The sequence below is a fragment of the Bradyrhizobium sp. BWA-3-5 genome (genome assembly GCF_032917985.1).
GTDB lineage: Bacteria > Pseudomonadota > Alphaproteobacteria > Rhizobiales > Xanthobacteraceae > Bradyrhizobium.
Window position 1 is genome coordinate 4,042,072 of the sequence record NZ_CP136626.1, and the last position, 16,749, is coordinate 4,058,820.

The 16,749-nt window shown below is 63.5% G+C and carries 10 protein-coding genes, 1 tRNA gene and 2 pseudogenes; 4 read left to right on the forward strand and 9 right to left on the reverse strand.

Annotation, left to right across the window (positions count from 1 at the left end; translation table 11 throughout):
- Window positions 1-225: 225 nt before the first annotated feature.
- Window positions 226-405: a hypothetical protein gene (locus tag RX331_RS19515; RefSeq protein ID WP_317251546.1), complete on the forward strand. Its 180-nt coding sequence runs from the start codon at window positions 226-228 to the stop codon at window positions 403-405.
- A 59-nt stretch (window positions 406-464) separates the two neighbouring features.
- On the opposite strand, the gene RX331_RS19520 is transcribed toward RX331_RS19515, so the two are convergent.
- From RX331_RS19520 to RX331_RS19560, 9 genes are all read right to left on the reverse strand, one after another.
- Window positions 465-538 (reverse strand) — tRNA-Cys (locus RX331_RS19520).
- A 384-nt stretch (window positions 539-922) separates the two neighbouring features.
- Window positions 923-1,594: a hypothetical protein gene (locus RX331_RS19525; RefSeq protein WP_317251547.1), complete on the reverse strand. Its 672-nt coding sequence runs from the start codon at window positions 1,592-1,594 to the stop codon at window positions 923-925.
- A 72-nt stretch (window positions 1,595-1,666) separates the two neighbouring features.
- Window positions 1,667-2,527, reverse strand: a complete 861-nt coding sequence (locus RX331_RS19530; RefSeq protein WP_317251548.1) for a hypothetical protein — start codon at window positions 2,525-2,527, stop codon at window positions 1,667-1,669.
- Window positions 2,528-2,890: 363 nt separating this feature from the next.
- Complete coding sequence (locus RX331_RS19535; protein WP_317251549.1) at window positions 2,891-3,367, reverse strand: hypothetical protein; 477 nt, start codon at window positions 3,365-3,367, stop codon at window positions 2,891-2,893.
- Window positions 3,368-3,570: 203 nt separating this feature from the next.
- Window positions 3,571-4,302 carry a tRNA-uridine aminocarboxypropyltransferase gene (locus tag RX331_RS19540; RefSeq protein ID WP_317251550.1) on the reverse strand — a complete coding sequence of 244 codons (732 nt, stop codon included), beginning with the start codon at window positions 4,300-4,302 and terminating at the stop codon, window positions 3,571-3,573.
- Window positions 4,303-4,337: 35 nt separating this feature from the next.
- Window positions 4,338-7,442: an efflux RND transporter permease subunit gene (locus RX331_RS19545; protein WP_317251551.1), complete on the reverse strand. Its 3,105-nt coding sequence runs from the start codon at window positions 7,440-7,442 to the stop codon at window positions 4,338-4,340.
- Window positions 7,443-10,592, reverse strand: coding sequence for an efflux RND transporter permease subunit (locus RX331_RS19550; protein ID WP_317251552.1), 3,150 nt, complete (start codon window positions 10,590-10,592; stop codon window positions 7,443-7,445).
- 47 nt (window positions 10,593-10,639) lie between these two features.
- Window positions 10,640-12,061: an efflux RND transporter periplasmic adaptor subunit gene (locus tag RX331_RS19555; RefSeq protein ID WP_317251553.1), complete on the reverse strand. Its 1,422-nt coding sequence runs from the start codon at window positions 12,059-12,061 to the stop codon at window positions 10,640-10,642.
- The gene (locus RX331_RS19560) at window positions 12,051-13,490 is read right to left on the reverse strand and encodes an efflux transporter outer membrane subunit (protein WP_317251554.1); all 1,440 of its coding nucleotides are present in this window, start codon (window positions 13,488-13,490) and stop codon (window positions 12,051-12,053) included. Before RX331_RS19560 ends, RX331_RS19555 begins: the two co-directional genes overlap by 11 nt.
- A gap of 460 nt (window positions 13,491-13,950) precedes the next feature.
- Between RX331_RS19560 and RX331_RS38840 the strand changes: the two are divergent.
- From RX331_RS38840 to RX331_RS19575, 3 genes and pseudogenes are all read left to right on the forward strand, one after another.
- Window positions 13,951-14,343, forward strand: a pseudogene (locus RX331_RS38840) (NAD(P)-binding protein); the annotation flags it as partial.
- Window positions 14,344-14,585: 242 nt separating this feature from the next.
- Window positions 14,586-15,324, forward strand: a pseudogene (locus RX331_RS19570) (DUF1365 domain-containing protein).
- Between the two features lie 106 nt (window positions 15,325-15,430).
- Entirely contained in the window at window positions 15,431-16,660 is a 1,230-nt protein-coding gene (locus tag RX331_RS19575) for a cyclopropane-fatty-acyl-phospholipid synthase family protein (RefSeq protein ID WP_317251556.1), read from the forward strand.
- The last annotated feature ends 89 nt before the right edge of the window (window positions 16,661-16,749 follow it).

The window sequence follows — 16,749 nt, forward strand, 5'->3', positions numbered from 1 at the left end:
TGACAAGGCGGCCGTCATTCAGCCGGATACGCGAAGTAAATTTTGCAAAATGTGATCTGTCTCACACGGTGTCCCGCAACCGCGCGCGTACCGTTCTGCGGGGAACTTGAACGCTTTATTAACTAGGCTTGCTCCGGTCGCCGAATCGTTAAAATTCGAACGATCCGCCTAATCTGGAAACAAAACTGATTTGCCAACCTCGCCTCCGGAACCCCGGAGAGCGCGATGAGCGAAGTTGAGTACGATTTGCTGCTGGAAGCCGTTCAGACGGCCATTGCGCCAGCACCGGAGGATGATTTCGTGGTCCAGACCCAGCGCTCTTATCCGTCGCCGCGCGCAGCCAACGACAACACGGCGTCCTGGCCGCTGGTCCCGTTTCCCGACGGCTGGTACGCCGTCTGTTGACCTGACGCCGGCCCGCCACGGGCTCTCGTGTAATCGGTCTAAGTCATTGATTATATGGATGGAGGCCACGACCAGAATTGAACTGGTGTACACGGTTTTGCAGACCGTTGCGTAACCACTCCGCCACGTGGCCCCACGCCGAATGCCTTAGACATTTCCGTCGCTTGTCGCAAGTGTAACGGTTGCGGAAGCGAAAGTTCTCCTGGCATATGTGCCAAATGCTCTCGTTCCGTGTCCCGTTCGTGTCGTCCTAAGTTGAACTTGGTAGAGTTCTAGCTCACTCGGCTCCGGGATTGCGCTTTGCCGCTGATCGCGTCCTCCGCACGAATTCATCCGCCGCACGATCGAACATGACCTGGCCTCGCGTCGGTGATGGATTGGACCAAAGCGTAGCGACGCCGCACAGCGCAGCTGCGTTGAATTTGCGACAACTTTACCGATGCAGGTGACAGGCTGCTCACCATCAGGCGATGCAGTCTGACAATGTCGACGAACGGTTAGGACCTAGAGAGATCGCTCAACTCGCGGACGCGCCGCCATTCCGGTTGTTCCGTAGCCCGAGCTTCGCCGTCCTGGCGCGGATGCCGCCGACGGTCCGCTTCATTTCCTGCGCAATGGCCCGCGGCGGCTTGCCGCTGCCGATCAGGACCCGCAGCAGCGCGTCGTCTTCCGCCGTCCATTCGGCGCCGCTGAGTTGAAAACGTTCGTCGCGAACTGTTTCCTCGGCGAGCGGGGCAAACCTAGTCCAGCCCAGCGTCTCCCGGAAAATGACTACGAAGGCAATCCAGAGCACGATCGCCCGCCCCTCGGACAGCGCGGCGGATTTGAGATGGGCCGCGCTGAATGTCGGCGGGCGCAGGACATCCAGCGCCGGCCAGACGTCTGCAACGACCGTATTGACGGCATAGACATAGAGCGACACGACGGGACCGGCGGCCACGGCTCCGACGGCCGCGATCAACCAGAGCGGCAGCCTGCGGCGATCGACCCCGGCGCTCACCAGATGCGTAGCGAGACCGGTCAGCCACCAGGGCACCAGGGCGAGCGCGACCACGTAGACGGCCGCTCCTGCGCCGCCCATGACCGCCACATAGGGGCCGAGAACGGCCGACAGTATGGCGAGCACGATCGGGACACCGCCGAAAAAGGCGAGGTCGATCCAGGCCTGTTTCGACAGGCGCAGAGCCAATTCCATTGCCGTCGCTCCGTTCGCGTCAGTCATAGTGCGAGAGAGCGAATGGAGCAACGTGTGGCGCGGCTGCTAGCTCCGCTCGATTGCCTGAAGCCGCGGCCGTTCAGCGGCGGGCTCTAGCGAGCGCCGCAATTGCGCTTCCAGCTCATCGAGCAGGAAGAAGCTGACGTCATCGACAGAACCGTGTCCCTTGGCAAACGGCTGCTCGAGCAGCCGGATCAAATAAAGGACATAGACGAACATGTAGGTGATGAATCCGAACAACAGCGCTGCGGCCGGATCGCCCTCCGTCTTCAGCAGCAGCAGCAGGAGGATGATCGAGAAGACCAGCGTTTGCACGAGCACATGCACGGACGGGACGAATTCGACGCGCTGGATGGTGTAGATGCGAAGCAGCGCCCGTCGGATCGCATCCTGGCTGGTGCGCAGGCGCACGACAAAATTCGCGGCCATGCCCAGGCCCTCCAGCCTGCCGAGGATCGGCGTCAGCTTGCCGAGTTCGTCGAGTACGGGCGAAATGTTCTTGTGGTGATAGGCTCGGCCGAGACCTTCGCGCAGCTTTGCGACGACGGCGATCAGGATCAGCCGCGTCTCCCTCAGGTTGAAGCGCTCGTTGGTGCGCGCGAAACACTCCAGATCGCCGTCGATGGCTTCGATCGCGGTACGTAGAGCCGTCGGAATTTGCTCGGCTTCCTTGTAGTCCTTGAGAATGCTCGAGAGCAGGAAGCCGATGATGAAGATGGCGCCGCCGATGCCCGATGTCACGAGACCATTCAGGTCGAGGAACTCCAATTCGAGCGTGTGAACGATGGCCTTGGCGCCGCCGAGCAGCAGAACGATGATCCCGACCGTGAAGAACAGGCGGAATTTCTTCCGGAGGCTGAGTTCGGCGCCACCGAATGGCAGATGCGAGGTGATCGAAGGCGGCAAAGCACCAATATCCTTTCCCTGAGGGAGCGCAGAGCGATGAAGGTGTCGGAGATGAGCCGCGCCCGGTCGCTCGGCTCCAGATGCATTTACCGCAGATAATCGCCGAGCTTGGAAATGGCTCCCCATTCGGGATGGCGGCGCTGGCGACATATCGCCACAATGCATAGAGGGCGCGTCGCGCGCCCCAGACGTCACGCCCGGACTCACGCGCATTTGATCGACACATCGCTCAGCGTCCAGGCAAGCTATGGCGTCGACGCGTAATTGTGCTTCGCCTGAACGCCCAGCGCGCCGCTAAAACAACCGACTGATGGCGGCGACAGAGAAGGCGCAGCTATCAGCAGGACCGGCCAAGCCGGAATATTACGCTGCGAGACCACCGCCTCCTGCGATCTTCTTTTTCAGGGTCTCGCAAACACTGCGCACTTCGGATGTCATCAGCGAGCAATCCTCGATCTGCAGGAAGTAGCGCTTGCCTTCCTCGCGATAGTTTGCCGCCAATTCCCTGATTTCGCCGACCATGGCATGAACGCCGGCAACCATCGCCTCACACTTTTTGGCGGCGTCCGACAATTCCGCGCCGAGCGCTTCGATTTCTTTCACCGCCGCATCATATTCGCGGACGACAGCTTCAGCAGAGAGTTTGCCGACCTGATTGACGCCTTCCTTGTGCTCGACGTAATCCGGCATCGGACCATTTGCGAACTGCTGCTCGTCCCGCTGAGGCAGACGGCCGAGAGATCCTCGCCGAGCGTTGTAGATGAGGTTTCCGATTTCCCCTTCGATATCATCAGCGTCAAGCAATGGAGAATTTGTGAGAACTTCCGCAGTTAAACTCATTTACCTGCTCCAAAATGTTACGCCACAATCGGAGAACTTATCATCGTCAAGAGTGATGTCATCATTGTCCACAGCGCCATATGCACTAATGCCGACATTGGAACCGCAGGCAGGTGTCTCAGAACATAACAGGTGGCGGCAGGACCGCTGCACACGCACAGATATAGCAATTTACAAAAGACATTGTTGGGTAGAATGCTAATTTAGCCGCGCTTGCGCCGGCGCCAATCACGCTTCTTCGGCTTGGGTGCCAGCGCCGGCATTTCCACCTGCACCTGCCGATAGCGCGCCAGCATGCGCTCGAAGCTGGCGTTGAGCGTCTCTGCGATCTTGGGGCGCTTTTCGAGGCCGGCGAGCAGCAGGCCGGCGGCCTCGATGGTGGAAAGGCCGTCGCGGCGCGGCTCGCGGCGCAACTGGCCGTAGCGCGACGGGCGCTTCGGGCCGAGGATCACGCGCTGGCACTTCAGCATCCATGCGTTGCGCCACCAAAGCGCCTTGGCCTGGCTCCAGGTGCCGTCGAGCAGAACGACCCCTTCAATGTCCTCGAGGATGGCGCGCTGGTGCGGCTCGACCTCGCCCTTGCGGTCGATCGCGACGATCTCGGCATCGGTATCGAGATCACTTGCTTTGGCCGAACCGAGATAGAGCACCGCCCAGCGCGAAGGATCATCGACCCTGCGTCCCAGCGCCTTGGAGAGGCTCGGCCAGGACAGGCCGATTTTGACGACGGCGTTCTTGAAGTGCATCGCCGTCAGCCGTGCCGTGCCTAGTGCCTTATCCTGCTCCTGTGGGTGCACCAGGATCAGCAGCGAGATCCTGCTTTCGATCGGGGTGACACTGTCGCAGATGCAGAGCGGCAGCGGCTTGCCGCAATGCGGGCAGTCCGCAATGGCCTCCACGTCGGCTACGGTCCGCGGATGGGATGGTTCTGACATTTGCCCGCTATACGCTTAGTCGCCGGCAATTCCAACTATTCGGCGGGCGCCACCACAGCCGCCGGCCGGGACCGCTGCCGCAGCCGGTCGATCAGAAGATAGATCACCGGCGTCGTGTAAAGGGTCAGGATCTGCGACACGAACAGGCCGCCGATGATGGTGATGCCGAGCGGCCGGCGCAGCTCGGTGCCGGGGCCGGTGGCGATGACCAGCGGAATGCCGGCAAACAGCGCCGCCATCGTCGTCATCAGAATCGGGCGGAAACGGGCACGGCACGCCTCGAAGATCGCGTCCGCCGACGACAGGCCGCGATTGCGCTCGGCGTCGAGCGCGAAATCGACCATCATGATGCCGTTCTTCTTGACGATGCCGATCAGAAGAATAATGCCGACGAAGGCGATCACGGTCAGCGGCGTGTTCGTCACCTGCAGCGCGAGCAGCGCGCCTAACCCCGCCGACGGCAATGTCGAGATGATCGTGATCGGATGGGCCAGACTCTCATAGAGCACGCCGAGCACGATATACATCGCGACCAGCGCGCCGAGGATCAACAGCGGCTGCCGACCGCTGGTCTTGTTGAAGTCGCCGGCATTGCCGTCGAAGCTGCCGCGGATGCCCTCCGGCATGTGCAGTTCCTCGACCGCGCGCTGGATGTTCGAGGTCGCGACCTCCAGCGGCACGTCGGGCAGAAGGTTGAAGGAGACCGTCGTCGAGGGGAAGGATTGCGAGTGATAGACCGCAAGCGGCGACAGCCCGCGCTGGTAGCGCACCACGGCCGATAGCGGTATCTGCGCGTCGTTGGCGCCGGCCACATAGATGCGATCGAGGTTGGACGGATCGTTCTGGAACTTCGGATCAATCTCGAGCACGATCATGTACTGGTTGCGCTGGGTATAGATGATCGAGATCTGCCGCTGCGCGAAGGCGTTGTTGAGCGCGTTGTCGATGTCCTGGACACGCACGCCGAGGCTGGATGCGGTTTTGCGGTCGATCACCAGCGACAATTGCAGGCCGCCGGGATCGCGGTCGCTAGAGATGTCGGTGATCCCCTCCACCGTCTCCATGCGCTTGGCGACCAGCGGCGCCCATTTCTGCAGAAGATCGAGGTTAGTGCTGGATAGCGTGTACTGGTAGTCGGAATCGCTCTGCCGGCCGCCGGTCCGGATGTCCTGTGCCGCGAACATGAACAGGCGAATGCCCGCCACGCGGTAGAGATTGCGCCGTAGGCGATCGATCACCTGCGCCGTCGACATCCCTCCCCGCTCCTCGGGCGGCTTCAGGCTGATGAACATGGTGCCGCGGTTGGAACCGCCGCCGCCCGGCCCGGCCGTGCCGCCGAGCGAGGAGCCGACGCCGGCGACTGCCGGATCGGCCATGACGATATCGGCCAATTGCTGCTGCAGTCCGAGCATGGCCTGGAACGAAGTGTCAGCCGAGGCGCGCGTCGCGCCGATCACGAACCCGGAATCGTCGGTCGGGAAATAGCCCTTCGGCGTCTTGACGTAGAGCACCACGGTCAGCGCGATGGTGGCAAAGAACACGATCAGGGTCAGGAACGGAAAACCCAGCACCGCGCGGAGCGTCCAGGCGTAGAAGGCGACGATGCGCGACAGCGTGCCCTCGACCAGCCGGTCGAACCAGGTCGCACGGTCCGACGTCGCCTCCTTGATGTAGTGCGCGCAGATCATCGGGGTAATCGTCAGCGACACCACGGTCGAGACCACGATGGCGAAAGTCAGCGTCAGCGAGAATTCGCGGAGCAGCCGGCCGACGATGCCGTCCATGAAGATCAGCGGCGTGAAGGCCGCGATCAGCGACAGGCTGATCGAGAGCACGGTGAAGCCGATCTGCTTGGCGCCCTCCAGCGCCGCCGGATAGGGCGCCATGCCGTGCTCGAGATTGCGGTACATGTTCTCGATCATGACGATGGCGTCGTCGACCACGAAGCCGACCGAGATCGCGAGCGCCATCAGCGACAGATTGTCGATCGAGAAGCCGGCGAGCCACATGCCGGCGCAGGTGCCGGCCAGCGCCAGCGGCACCGAGACGCCGGCCGCAATCGTCGGCGTCACGCGCCGCAGGAAGGCGAAGACGACCACCATCACCAGGAAGGCGGTCGCCAGCAGCGTATACTGCATATCGAGCACGCTGGCGCGGATCGTGCCGGTGCGGTCGACCAGGGTCGAGATTTCCACCCCGCCGGGCAGCCACTGCTTCAGCTCGGGAAGCAGCGCCCTCACCCGGTCGACGGTGTCGATCACATTGGCGTCGCCCTGCTTAGTGATCTGGATCAGGACCGCCGGCTGCTTGTTGAACCAGGCAATCGAGCGGCTGTTGCGGACGGAATCCTCGATGTCGGCGACGTCGGCGAGGCGGACGAAGTTGCCGGAGGCGCTCTTGACGATGATGTCGCGGAATTCGGCCGCGGTGCGCATCTGCTTGTTGGTCGAAATCGTTTCGCTCTGGCGCCCGCCGTTGAAGATGCCGACGGGCCCGAGCGGATTGGCGTTGATGATCGCAAGCCGCACATCGTCGGTCGCAATCCCCGCGTTCGACAGCGCCACCGGATTGAGCGCGATCCGCACCGCCGGCTGGTCGGCGCCGGTGACGTTGACTTCGCCGACGCCTGGCACCTGCGAGATACGCTGCGCGATCACGGTATCGGCAACGTCGTACATTGCGCTGGTCGTCAGCGTCTTCGACGTCAGCGCCAGCACGAAGACCGGCGCGGCGGCCGGATTGGCCTTGCGGAAGCGCGGCAGCGACGGCAGGTCGCTCGGCAGATCGGCCAGCGAGGCATTGATCGCCGCCTGAACGTCGCGCGCCGCGCGGTCGATGTCGCGGCCGATCGAGAATTGTAACTGAATGCTGGTGGTGCCGAGCGAACTGGTCGAGGTGATCTGGTCGAGCCCCGCGATCTGGCCGAGCCGTCGCTCCAGCGGCGCGGCGACGGTCGATGCCATCACCGAAGGGTCCGCGCCCGGCCGCGTCGCCGAAACCCGGATCATCGGGAAGTCGACATTGGGCACGGAGGAGACCGGCAGAAAGACGTAGGCAACGATGCCGACCAGGAAGAGCCCGATCGCCAGCAGGGTGGTGCCAACTGGCCTCCGAATGAAGGGCTCCGAGATCGATGCCATCTATTGCATCCCCTCGGTAGCTCCCGCGACCGTCGGCCCGGGCGGCCCCGGATCCGGCACGGCCTTCTCGATTTTGCGATTGATCCGGTCGAGCGCCAGGTAGATCACCGGCGTCGTATAGAGCGTCAAGAGCTGGCTCAACAGCAGGCCGCCGATGATGGAGATGCCGAGCGGGAAACGCAGCTCGGCGCCGGTACCGCTCTCGACCGCCAGCGGCAGCGCGCCGAACAGCGCGGCCAGCGTCGTCATCATGATCGGGCGAAAGCGCAGCAAGCACGCCTGCACGATCGCTTCTGACGGCGACATGCCCTGATGCCGCTCCGCCTCCAGCGCGAAGTCGATCATCATGATCGCGTTCTTCTTGACGATGCCCATCAACAGGATGATGCCGATCAAGCCGATCACCGACAGATCCTGCCCGAACAGCATCAGCGCCAGAATGGCGCCGACACCCGCTGACGGCAGCGTCGAGAGGATCGTGATCGGATGGATGTAGCTCTCGTAGAGCACGCCGAGCACGATATAGATCGTGACGATCGCCGCCAGGATGAGCCATGGTTGGCCAGCCAGCGATTTGGCGAACTCGGCCGCGTCGCCCGCATAGACGCCGACGATGCTTCCGGGCATGCCGATCCGGGTCTCAATCTTCTTGACCGCCTCCACGGCATCGCCGAGCGCCTCCCCGGGCGCGAGGTTGAAGCTGAGCGAGACCGCCGGGAACTGCGCCAGATGCGAGATCGCCAGCGGCGCGGTGGTGCGCGCCAGCGTCGCCACCGCCGAGAGCGGCACCTGCGCGTTCGGTGTACCGGCGGTGGCGCTTGCTCCACCCGGCAGATAAAGTTTTGACAGGATCGAGGGATCGCGCTGGTACATCGGCATCGCCTCCAGCACCACGCGGTACTGGTTGGCCTGGCCGTAGATGGTCGAAATCTGCCGCTGGGCGAAAGCGTCGTTAAGGGTGTCGTTGACGGCCTGCAGGCTGACGCCAAGCTGGCCCGCGCGCTGGCGATCGATGTTGAGCGCGGCGCGCAGCCCGCCCTCCTGCGCTTCCGAGGAGACGTCGCGGAACAGGGGATCGCGGCGCATTTCGGCAACCAGCTTCTGCGCCCACAGCGAGACCTGTGCCGCGTCGGTGCCGGTCAGCGTATACTGGTATTGCGAGCGGCTCGACTGGGTCGAAATCTGCACGTCCTGCACCGGCTGGAAATAGATGGTCATGCCGGGAATCTTTGCCGTGCGCTGCTTCAGCCGGTCGACCACGACGGAAATATCATCATGTCGCTCGCCGCGCGGCCGCAGCGTCATCACCAGGCGCCCGACATTGGTGGTCGGATTGACCGAGCCGGCGCCGATTACGGAGACCACGCCGACCACGTCAGGATCGGCCTGGATCGCCGCCGCCGCTTCCGCCTGCCGGCTTTGCATCTCGGCAAAGGAAACGTCGGGACCGGCCTCGGTCACAGCCGTGATCGAGGCGGTGTCCTGCAGCGGCAAGAAGCCCTTTGGCGCGATGATGTACATCAGCAGTGTCGCAGCGACGGTCGCGAACGTCACTATGAGCGTCGCCCGCTGGCGCTGCAGCACCCATAAGAGCGTGCGGTGGTAGAAGTCGACCATGCGGTCGATGAAGCGGCTGACGGCGGCCAGCCCCGGAACCGTCATCTCCTCGCCGACATGCTTGAGTAGCCGCGAGCACATCATCGGCGTCAGTGTCAGCGACACGATCGCCGAGGTCACGACCGCGATCGTCAGCGTCAGCGCAAACTCGCGGAACATGCGCCCCACGAGTCCGGACATGAACAGAAGCGGGATGAAGACCGCGATCAGCGACACCGTCAGCGAGATAACGGTGAAGCCGATTTCGCTGGCCCCCTTCAATGACGCCTCCATCACGGATTCGCCGTTCTCCATATGACGGACGATGTTCTCGATCATCACAATGGCGTCGTCGACCACGAAGCCGGTGCCGATCGTCAGCGCCATCAGCGACAGATTGTCGAGACTGAAGCCGCAAAAATACATGATGCCGAAGCTCGTGATCAGCGACAGCGGCAGCGCCACGCCGGCGATCAGAGTGGCGCGCAGCGAGCGCAGGAACAACAGCACCACCAGCGTCACCAGCACCACCGAAAGGATTAGCGTGAACTGCACGTCGCGCACCGAGGCGCGGATGGTGACGGTGCGGTCGGAGACCACGGTCAGGTTGACGCCGGCCGGAATCGTGCGCTGCACCTTGGGGATTTCCGCGCGGATCTGCCGGACGACCTCGATGACGTTAGCGCCGGGCTGCCGCTGGATGTCGATGATCACGGCCGGCGTGCCCTGATACCAGCCGCCGGTCCGGTCGTTCTCTAGCCCGTCGACGATGATGGCAACGTCGCCGATGGTGACGGGCGAGCCGTTGCGATAGGCGATGATGATCGGCTTGTAGGCCTCCGCCGCCGCGATCTGGTCGTTGGCGGCGATGGTGTAGGCCTGTTGCGCGCCGTCAAGCGAGCCCTTCGGCCCTGACACGTTGGCGCCCGCAATGGCGTTACGCAGATCCTCCATCGAAATGCCGTAGGCCGCGAGCCGGGCGAGATCGGCCTGCACCCGCACCGCCGGCTTCAGGCCACCCAATATGGCGACACGGCCGACGCCGGAAATCTGGCTGAGCCGCTGTCCCAGGATGGTATCGGCGATGTCGCTCATCGCACGTAGCGAGATCGTGTCCGAAGTCAGGGCCAGTGTCAGGACTGGCGCGTCCGCCGGATTGACCTTGGCGTAGGTCGGCGGATACGGCAGGTTTTTCGGCAGGATACCGGCGGCGGCGTTGATTGCGGCCTGCACGTCCTGGGTGGCGCCGTCGATGTCGCGGTTGAGGTCGAACTGCAGCGAGATCTGGCTGACGCCGAATGAAGAGGTCGACTGCATCGACGACAGCGACGGAATCTGCCCGAGTTGGCGCTCCAGCGGCGCTGTAATCAGGGACGCGATCACGTCGGGGCTGGCGCCCGGCAGCTGCGTCGTCACCTGCACGGTCGGGAAATCGACCTGAGGCAGCGCCGAGACCGGCAGCGCCCAGTAACCGAGCGCACCGCCGATCATCAGCGCGATCCCGAGCAGCGAGGTCGCGATTGGCCGGCGGATGAACGGTTCGGAGACGCTCATGGCTGCGCCCTCACTTGCGATTCATTGTCAGGCCTGCGGCGCGTCGATCATGGCCGCGATTTCGCAGCGCCGCCCGACGGCTCGGCCGGAGCCGGACCGGTTTGTCCCTTCTGGTCACCCTCGCCGCGCTCGCGCCGGCCGCGGTGATCGCCGCCCTGCCCGTCCTTGGGCTGACCATCCTTGCTCTGCTGGGCCTGGCCGTCCTTGCCTTGACCGCCTTTCGCATCCGGGCTGCGGCTGCGCTTGCGCGGCGCCAGATCAGGGGTCGGCGCGCGGTCGTCGGTCCCGATCAGCACCTTGGCGCCGTCGGACAAGTTGGCAAAGCCCGTGGTCACGACGCGGTCGGAGGTTGAAAGGCCGCTAGCGATCACGGCGTCGTTCTCGTTCTGCTGCGTCACTACGACCGGCTTGGCGGTCGCGACATTGTCCGGGCCGATCACATAGCTGAACGTGCCGACGGGACCGCGCTGCACGGCGGAGGACGGCACGACAATCGCCTTCTCCAGCGTTTCGACTTTTAGCCGTACATTGACGAACTGCCCCGGCCAGAGCTGGAATTTGGCGTTGGGAAATTCGGCCTTCAACCTCAGCGTGCCGGTGGTCGGATCGACCTGGTTGTCGATGCCCTTGAGCATGCCGGTGTCGATCACGGTCACGCCGTCATTGCCGAACACGTCGACCGCAAGCGAACCCTTGGCGGCGGCGGCGTTGACCCGCACGATCTGCTGCTGCGGCAGGCTGAACTGCACCGCGATCGGCTGCAGCTGCGTCAGTATGACGAGGCCGGTCGCATCGGCCGCGCGAATGATGTTGCCCTGATCCACCTGGCGCAGGCCGGCGCGTCCCGTCAGCGGCGCGATGATCTTGGTGTAGCCGAGCATCGCCTTGGCATTGTCGATCGCGGCCTGGTCAGCCTGAATCAGTGCTTCCTGCTGGGCCACCACCGCGCGCTGCGTATCGGCCTGCTGCTTGGAGCCGGCGTTCGACGTGGCAAGCTGCTGATAGCGCGCGAGGTCGAGCTTCTGGTTGGCCAGCAGGGCTTCATCCTGCGCCTTCTTGGCCACCGCCTGATCGTACTGCGCCTGGTAGATCACCGGGTCGATCTCGGCCAGCACATCGCCCTGCTTGACGTCCTGGCCCTCGACGAAATTCACCTTGATCAGCTTGCCGTCAACCTGCGAGCGCACGGTTACCGTGTTGAGCGCGCGGACCGAGCCGACTGCATCGAGATAGACCGGGACGTCCTGAATGCGCGGCATCGCCGCCAGCACCGGCACCGGCAGATCGGGGCGCGCGCCGGGACCGCCGCGGCCGGTCTGCTTCTGCTGAAACGCGTTCCAGCCGAGATAGCCGAGCCCGCCCAGGATCAGCAGCATGATCGTCAGCGACACCATCCGCCGGCCAATGCCGCGCGCGACGCGCTTGCCCGCCGTCTTCGCGTCGTCCTTTGCTTCCGGCTTAAAGAGCATCGACCGGCCTTTCCATCCTGGGCTCCCAGCCGCCCCCCAGCGCCTGATAGAGACTGACGATCGCGAGCAGCCGCGCCAGTTGGGCCTGCGACAGCGCATCCTCGGCCTGGAACAATGTCAGCTGCGTATTTAGCACAGTTACGATATCGGCGGTTCCGGCCCGTAGCTGCTGCTCGGACAATTCGAACGCCCGCCGCGACGCAGCCACCACCTCGCGCTGCAACCGCAGCTTCTCCGTGGTCTGGCGGATCGAGAACAGGGCGTTGTCGACATCGGCAAAGGCCTGCACCACCGTCTTGCGGTAGGTCTGAAGCAGCTCCTCCTGCCGCGCCTTGGTCAGTTCGAAATTGCCGAGGATCCTGCCGCCGTCGAAGATCGGCTGGGTCAGGCTGCCGACCATGCTGAAGAAGGCGGCGTGCGGCTGAAACAGCGAGGATAGCGCCGAACTCTGGTAGCCGCCCTGCCCGGTCAGTTGAATGCTGGGAAAGAACTGGGCGCGGGCATTGCCGACATTGGCGGTCGCGGAGGCGAGTTGGGCTTCCTGGCGACGGATGTCAGGACGCTGCGTCAGCAGTTCCGACGGCAGGCCGGGCGTTACGCGCGGTATGGCGATCTGGTTCAGCGTGCCGCCGGTAACACGCACGGATTCCGGCGGCCGCGACACCAGCGTCGCCAGCGCGTTGAGATTCTGGTCGAGCGTCTGCCGCAGCGGCGGCACTAGCGCGCGCTGGTTGGCGAGCACGCTTTCCTGCTGGGCGACGTCGAGATCGGTGCCGGTGCCGGCCTTGAAGCGGTCGCGAATGGCGTTGAGGATACGTTCGGCGCTGGCAATGTTGCGCTGCGCAGTGCGAATCCGGTCCTGCGCGGCCAGCACCTGGAAATAGGCGTTGGCGACCGTCGTCAGCGTGGTCAGCGCAACGACATCGCGGTCGAAGCGGTTAGCGCTCGCGGTCTCTTCGGCGGCCTGCGCGGCGTCGCGGTTCTTGCCCCAGAAGTCCAGCTCGTAGCTGGCGCTGAAAGACGCCGAATAGTTGACGACCTCGCGTCCGCCATTGGTGAGTCCGCTGGAGCTCGATCCTGAAGTTCGCGAATAAGTCTCCGACCCGTTGGCGTTGAGGGCCGGCAATAATGCCGCACCCGTGATGCGCGCCTGTGCATCGGCCTGCTTGAAACGGGCGGTGGCCGCCGCGATATCCAGATTGACGGTCTGCGCCTCCTCCATCAGGCCCGTCAGCTCCCGCGACCTGAAGCCGCGCCACCAGTCGAGCGTCGGCGGAGCAGCGGCGGCCTTCGAGAGCCTCGCCGCCTTGTAGCCTTCGGGAATATCGAGCGCGGGGTCGGGCAGGTCCTTGGTCAGGATGCAGCCCGCCGAGCTGGCGACGCAGCCAAGCACCGCAAGCGATCGAACCAGCCGCTTGCCGGCGGCCATGAGCGCAGGCCAATCTCCGATTGCCGCAGTTGCAGTTCTCTGGCTCACACCCGTTCTCCACCGGGCAAATCCCGGCCCGGCGCATTACGAGCGCGTCTCCTGTTGGTCTGCACTACGATCACGGGGTGATGCTTCCGCTGAATCCTGCCCGATAATAGCCTTGCGAAGAGGGCGCGGACAGCCCCGCGCGGGCTATCGGCGACGATCTGCCTGAATGTGCAAAATGGCCGGCAAAGCGCTAGCCTCCTCTTGTTTTATAGGGTTTGCGCGATGTCGGCACGCCGTGGGGCAACCGAAATCTTACGAAGATTTCATGGGGTTTTTCTCGGGTTTTCCTAGAGTTTTCTCCTGTTCTGACGCCCGAATCCGCCTCCAGCTCAAGTCGAATCGACACCTGTGGCCGATTTGAAACTCCGGGAACAGCCCCCCGTATTTCGCCACGTGCAATGGAGGGCGAAAAATGCGGGTCGCGGTGGTCGGGACGGGAATCAGCGGCAATGCCACCGCCTGGACCTTGTCGAAACATTCTCCGGTCACCGTCTACGACCGCGAGCTCAGGCCCGGTGGCCACAGCCATACTGTGCGCATCGACTATGACTGCAGCAGGCTTGCGGTCGATATCGGCTTCATCGTCTACAACGAGCTGAACTATCCCGACCTCACCGCGCTGTTCGCCCATCTCGGCGTCGAGACCGCCGAAAGCTGCATGAGCTTTGCGGTGACGGCCGATACCCTCGGATTCGAATGGAAGGGCGGCGGCAATAACTGGTTCGAGACCGCATGCGGCCTGTTCGCGCAGCCGAGCAATCTGTTGTCGCCCTCCCATCTCTGGATGCTCCGCGACATCCTCACCCCTGCCCGAAATTCAGGGCCGGCGACATACTTGGTTCTGCGGCGCATGGACCGGCTACGGATTTCACGAGGACGGCTTGCGATCCGGCTTGGCCGTCGCCGAGGCGCTCGGTGCGGTGGCACCGTGGCGCGACGTGCCGCCCGAACTCGCGGTGGCCGCAGAGTAGCATGCGCGCGCCATCGCTCCTCTCGGAGCCGTCTGACGCACCTTCCGCGGCCGCATCGCTCTACGTCGGCGACGTCATGCATGCCCGGCTGAAGCCGGTCGGCCATCGCTTCCGCTATCGCGTGATGAGCCTCTTGATCGACCTCGACCGGCTGGCAGAAGCAGACCGGCAGTCGATGCTATTCGGCGTCAACCGCGCCGCGCTCTACAGTTTCACGAGGCAGACCATGGCGAGCGCTGCGGATCGTCTCTACGTGCCCTTGCGCAGCGTTGCGCCGCTGATCGCGGCATCGACCTCGCGGGCGGGCGGGTGCTGCTACTCAGCTTTCTCCGCCTGCTCGGCTACTTCTTCAATCCGCTCTCGATTTACTTGTGTTATCGCGCTGGGGGTGAGCTGGCATTGCTAATCTATGAAGTGCGCAACACCTTCGGCGAGACCCATTCCTATGTGTTGCCAGTAACGCTAGGTGAGATCAGCGCCGCCGGTCTGCGGCAACGGCAGGACAAGCTGTTCTAGGTCTCGCCCTTCGTCGAGATGGCGATGGGCTACCATTTCCGGATACGGCCGCCGGGCGACCGCGTGCAACTGCGAATTCTGGAGACCGACCGCAGCGGCCCCCTGCTGGCTGCAACCTTCAATGGCAATCGCCGCGCGCTCAGTACCAAGGAGTTGTTGCACGCGTTTTTGTGCTGCCACTAGTCACGATGAAGGTCATGGCCGCGATCCACTGGGAGGCGCTGCAGTTGTGGCTCAAGGGCATCCGGCTGGGTGCCGCGTTAGCGCGCCGCGCTCGATACCACCTTGAGAACCGCTGATGGCAACGATTATACTTCGCCGACGTTGTCCGCCCATGCCGAAGACTGAAGCAGGGCCGATCGGCCGTGCGAAGTCCGGGTAAAACCGACGTTCGATGGATCGCACATGTCCGAATTGATTTCGGTCACATCGGAAACCGTAGACACGACGTTTCCGGAATTGCCCCGCCTGGTCCGGCTGGCGCTGGGCTTCGGTTCAAAGCTGCAACATGGCTCGCTCGACGTAACGCTGTCCGACGGCCGCACGGTCCGGCTCGGCGGCAACGGACCGGGTCCCGCGGCGGCGATGAAGATCTATGACTACGGTTTTGCCTCGCGCCTCCTGCGCGGCGGCGACATCGGCATTGCGGAGGCCTATCTGCGAGGCGAATGGGACACGCCCGACCTGACCCAGTTCCTCTATCTGTTCTGCGTCAATCAGGACTGGATGCAGAAGATGCTGATCGGTACACCGCTGACGCGGACGCTGCAGATCGTCAGGCACTGGCTCAACCGCAACACGCGGCGGCAAGCACGGCGCAACATCTATGCGCATTATGATATCGGCAACGCGTTCTATTCGGCGTGGCTCGATCCCAGCATGACTTATTCGTCGGCCTTGTTCGAAGAAGGCACGGCGGACCTCACCGCAGCCCAGCACAACAAGTATCGGCGCCTCGCCGAAGCCATCGATCTGCGGCCGGGTCAGAAGCTGCTGGAAATCGGCTGCGGTTGGGGCGGCTTTGCCGAATACGCCGCCAGGACGTTTGGTGCCAAGGTCGTCGGGCTCACCATCAGCAAGGAACAGCGCGATTTCGCACAGGCGCGCATCTTCAGCGCCGGGCTCAGCGACAAGGTCGAGATCAAGCTGCAAGACTATCGCGACGAGCGCGACCGCTACGACCGGATCGCGTCGATTGAGATGATCGAGGCGGTCGGCGAGCAGTTCTGGCCGAAGTACTTTTCACAGTTGCGCGACCGCCTGCTGCCGGGAGGACTTGCCGGGATCCAGGCCATCACCATCCAGGACAGCCTGTTCCAGACCTATCGCCGCGATGTCGATTTCATCCAGCGCTATGTATTTCCCGGCGGCATGCTGCCGTCGCCCGAGATCCTGAAAGCACTTGGCGAACGCTTCGGTGTTCCCGTCATCCGCGAACGCATCTTTGGGCAAGATTATGCCAAGACGCTTGCGATCTGGCGAAGCAATTTCCGCGCGGCCTGGCCCAACCTGATCCCGTCGGGCTTCGACGATCGCTTCCGGCGGCTGTGGGAATACTATCTGGCCTATTGCGAGGCCGGATTCCTGTCGGGAAATATCGATGTCCGCCAGGTGGTGTTTGCTAAACCGGCCTGACCGCCCGGCCCGAACGCTTACTTGTGCGGCTAGCCCCGGTCCTTTAGGGTTCGCCCAGGGATTAGGCAAAACAAACCGGCAATTTCAAC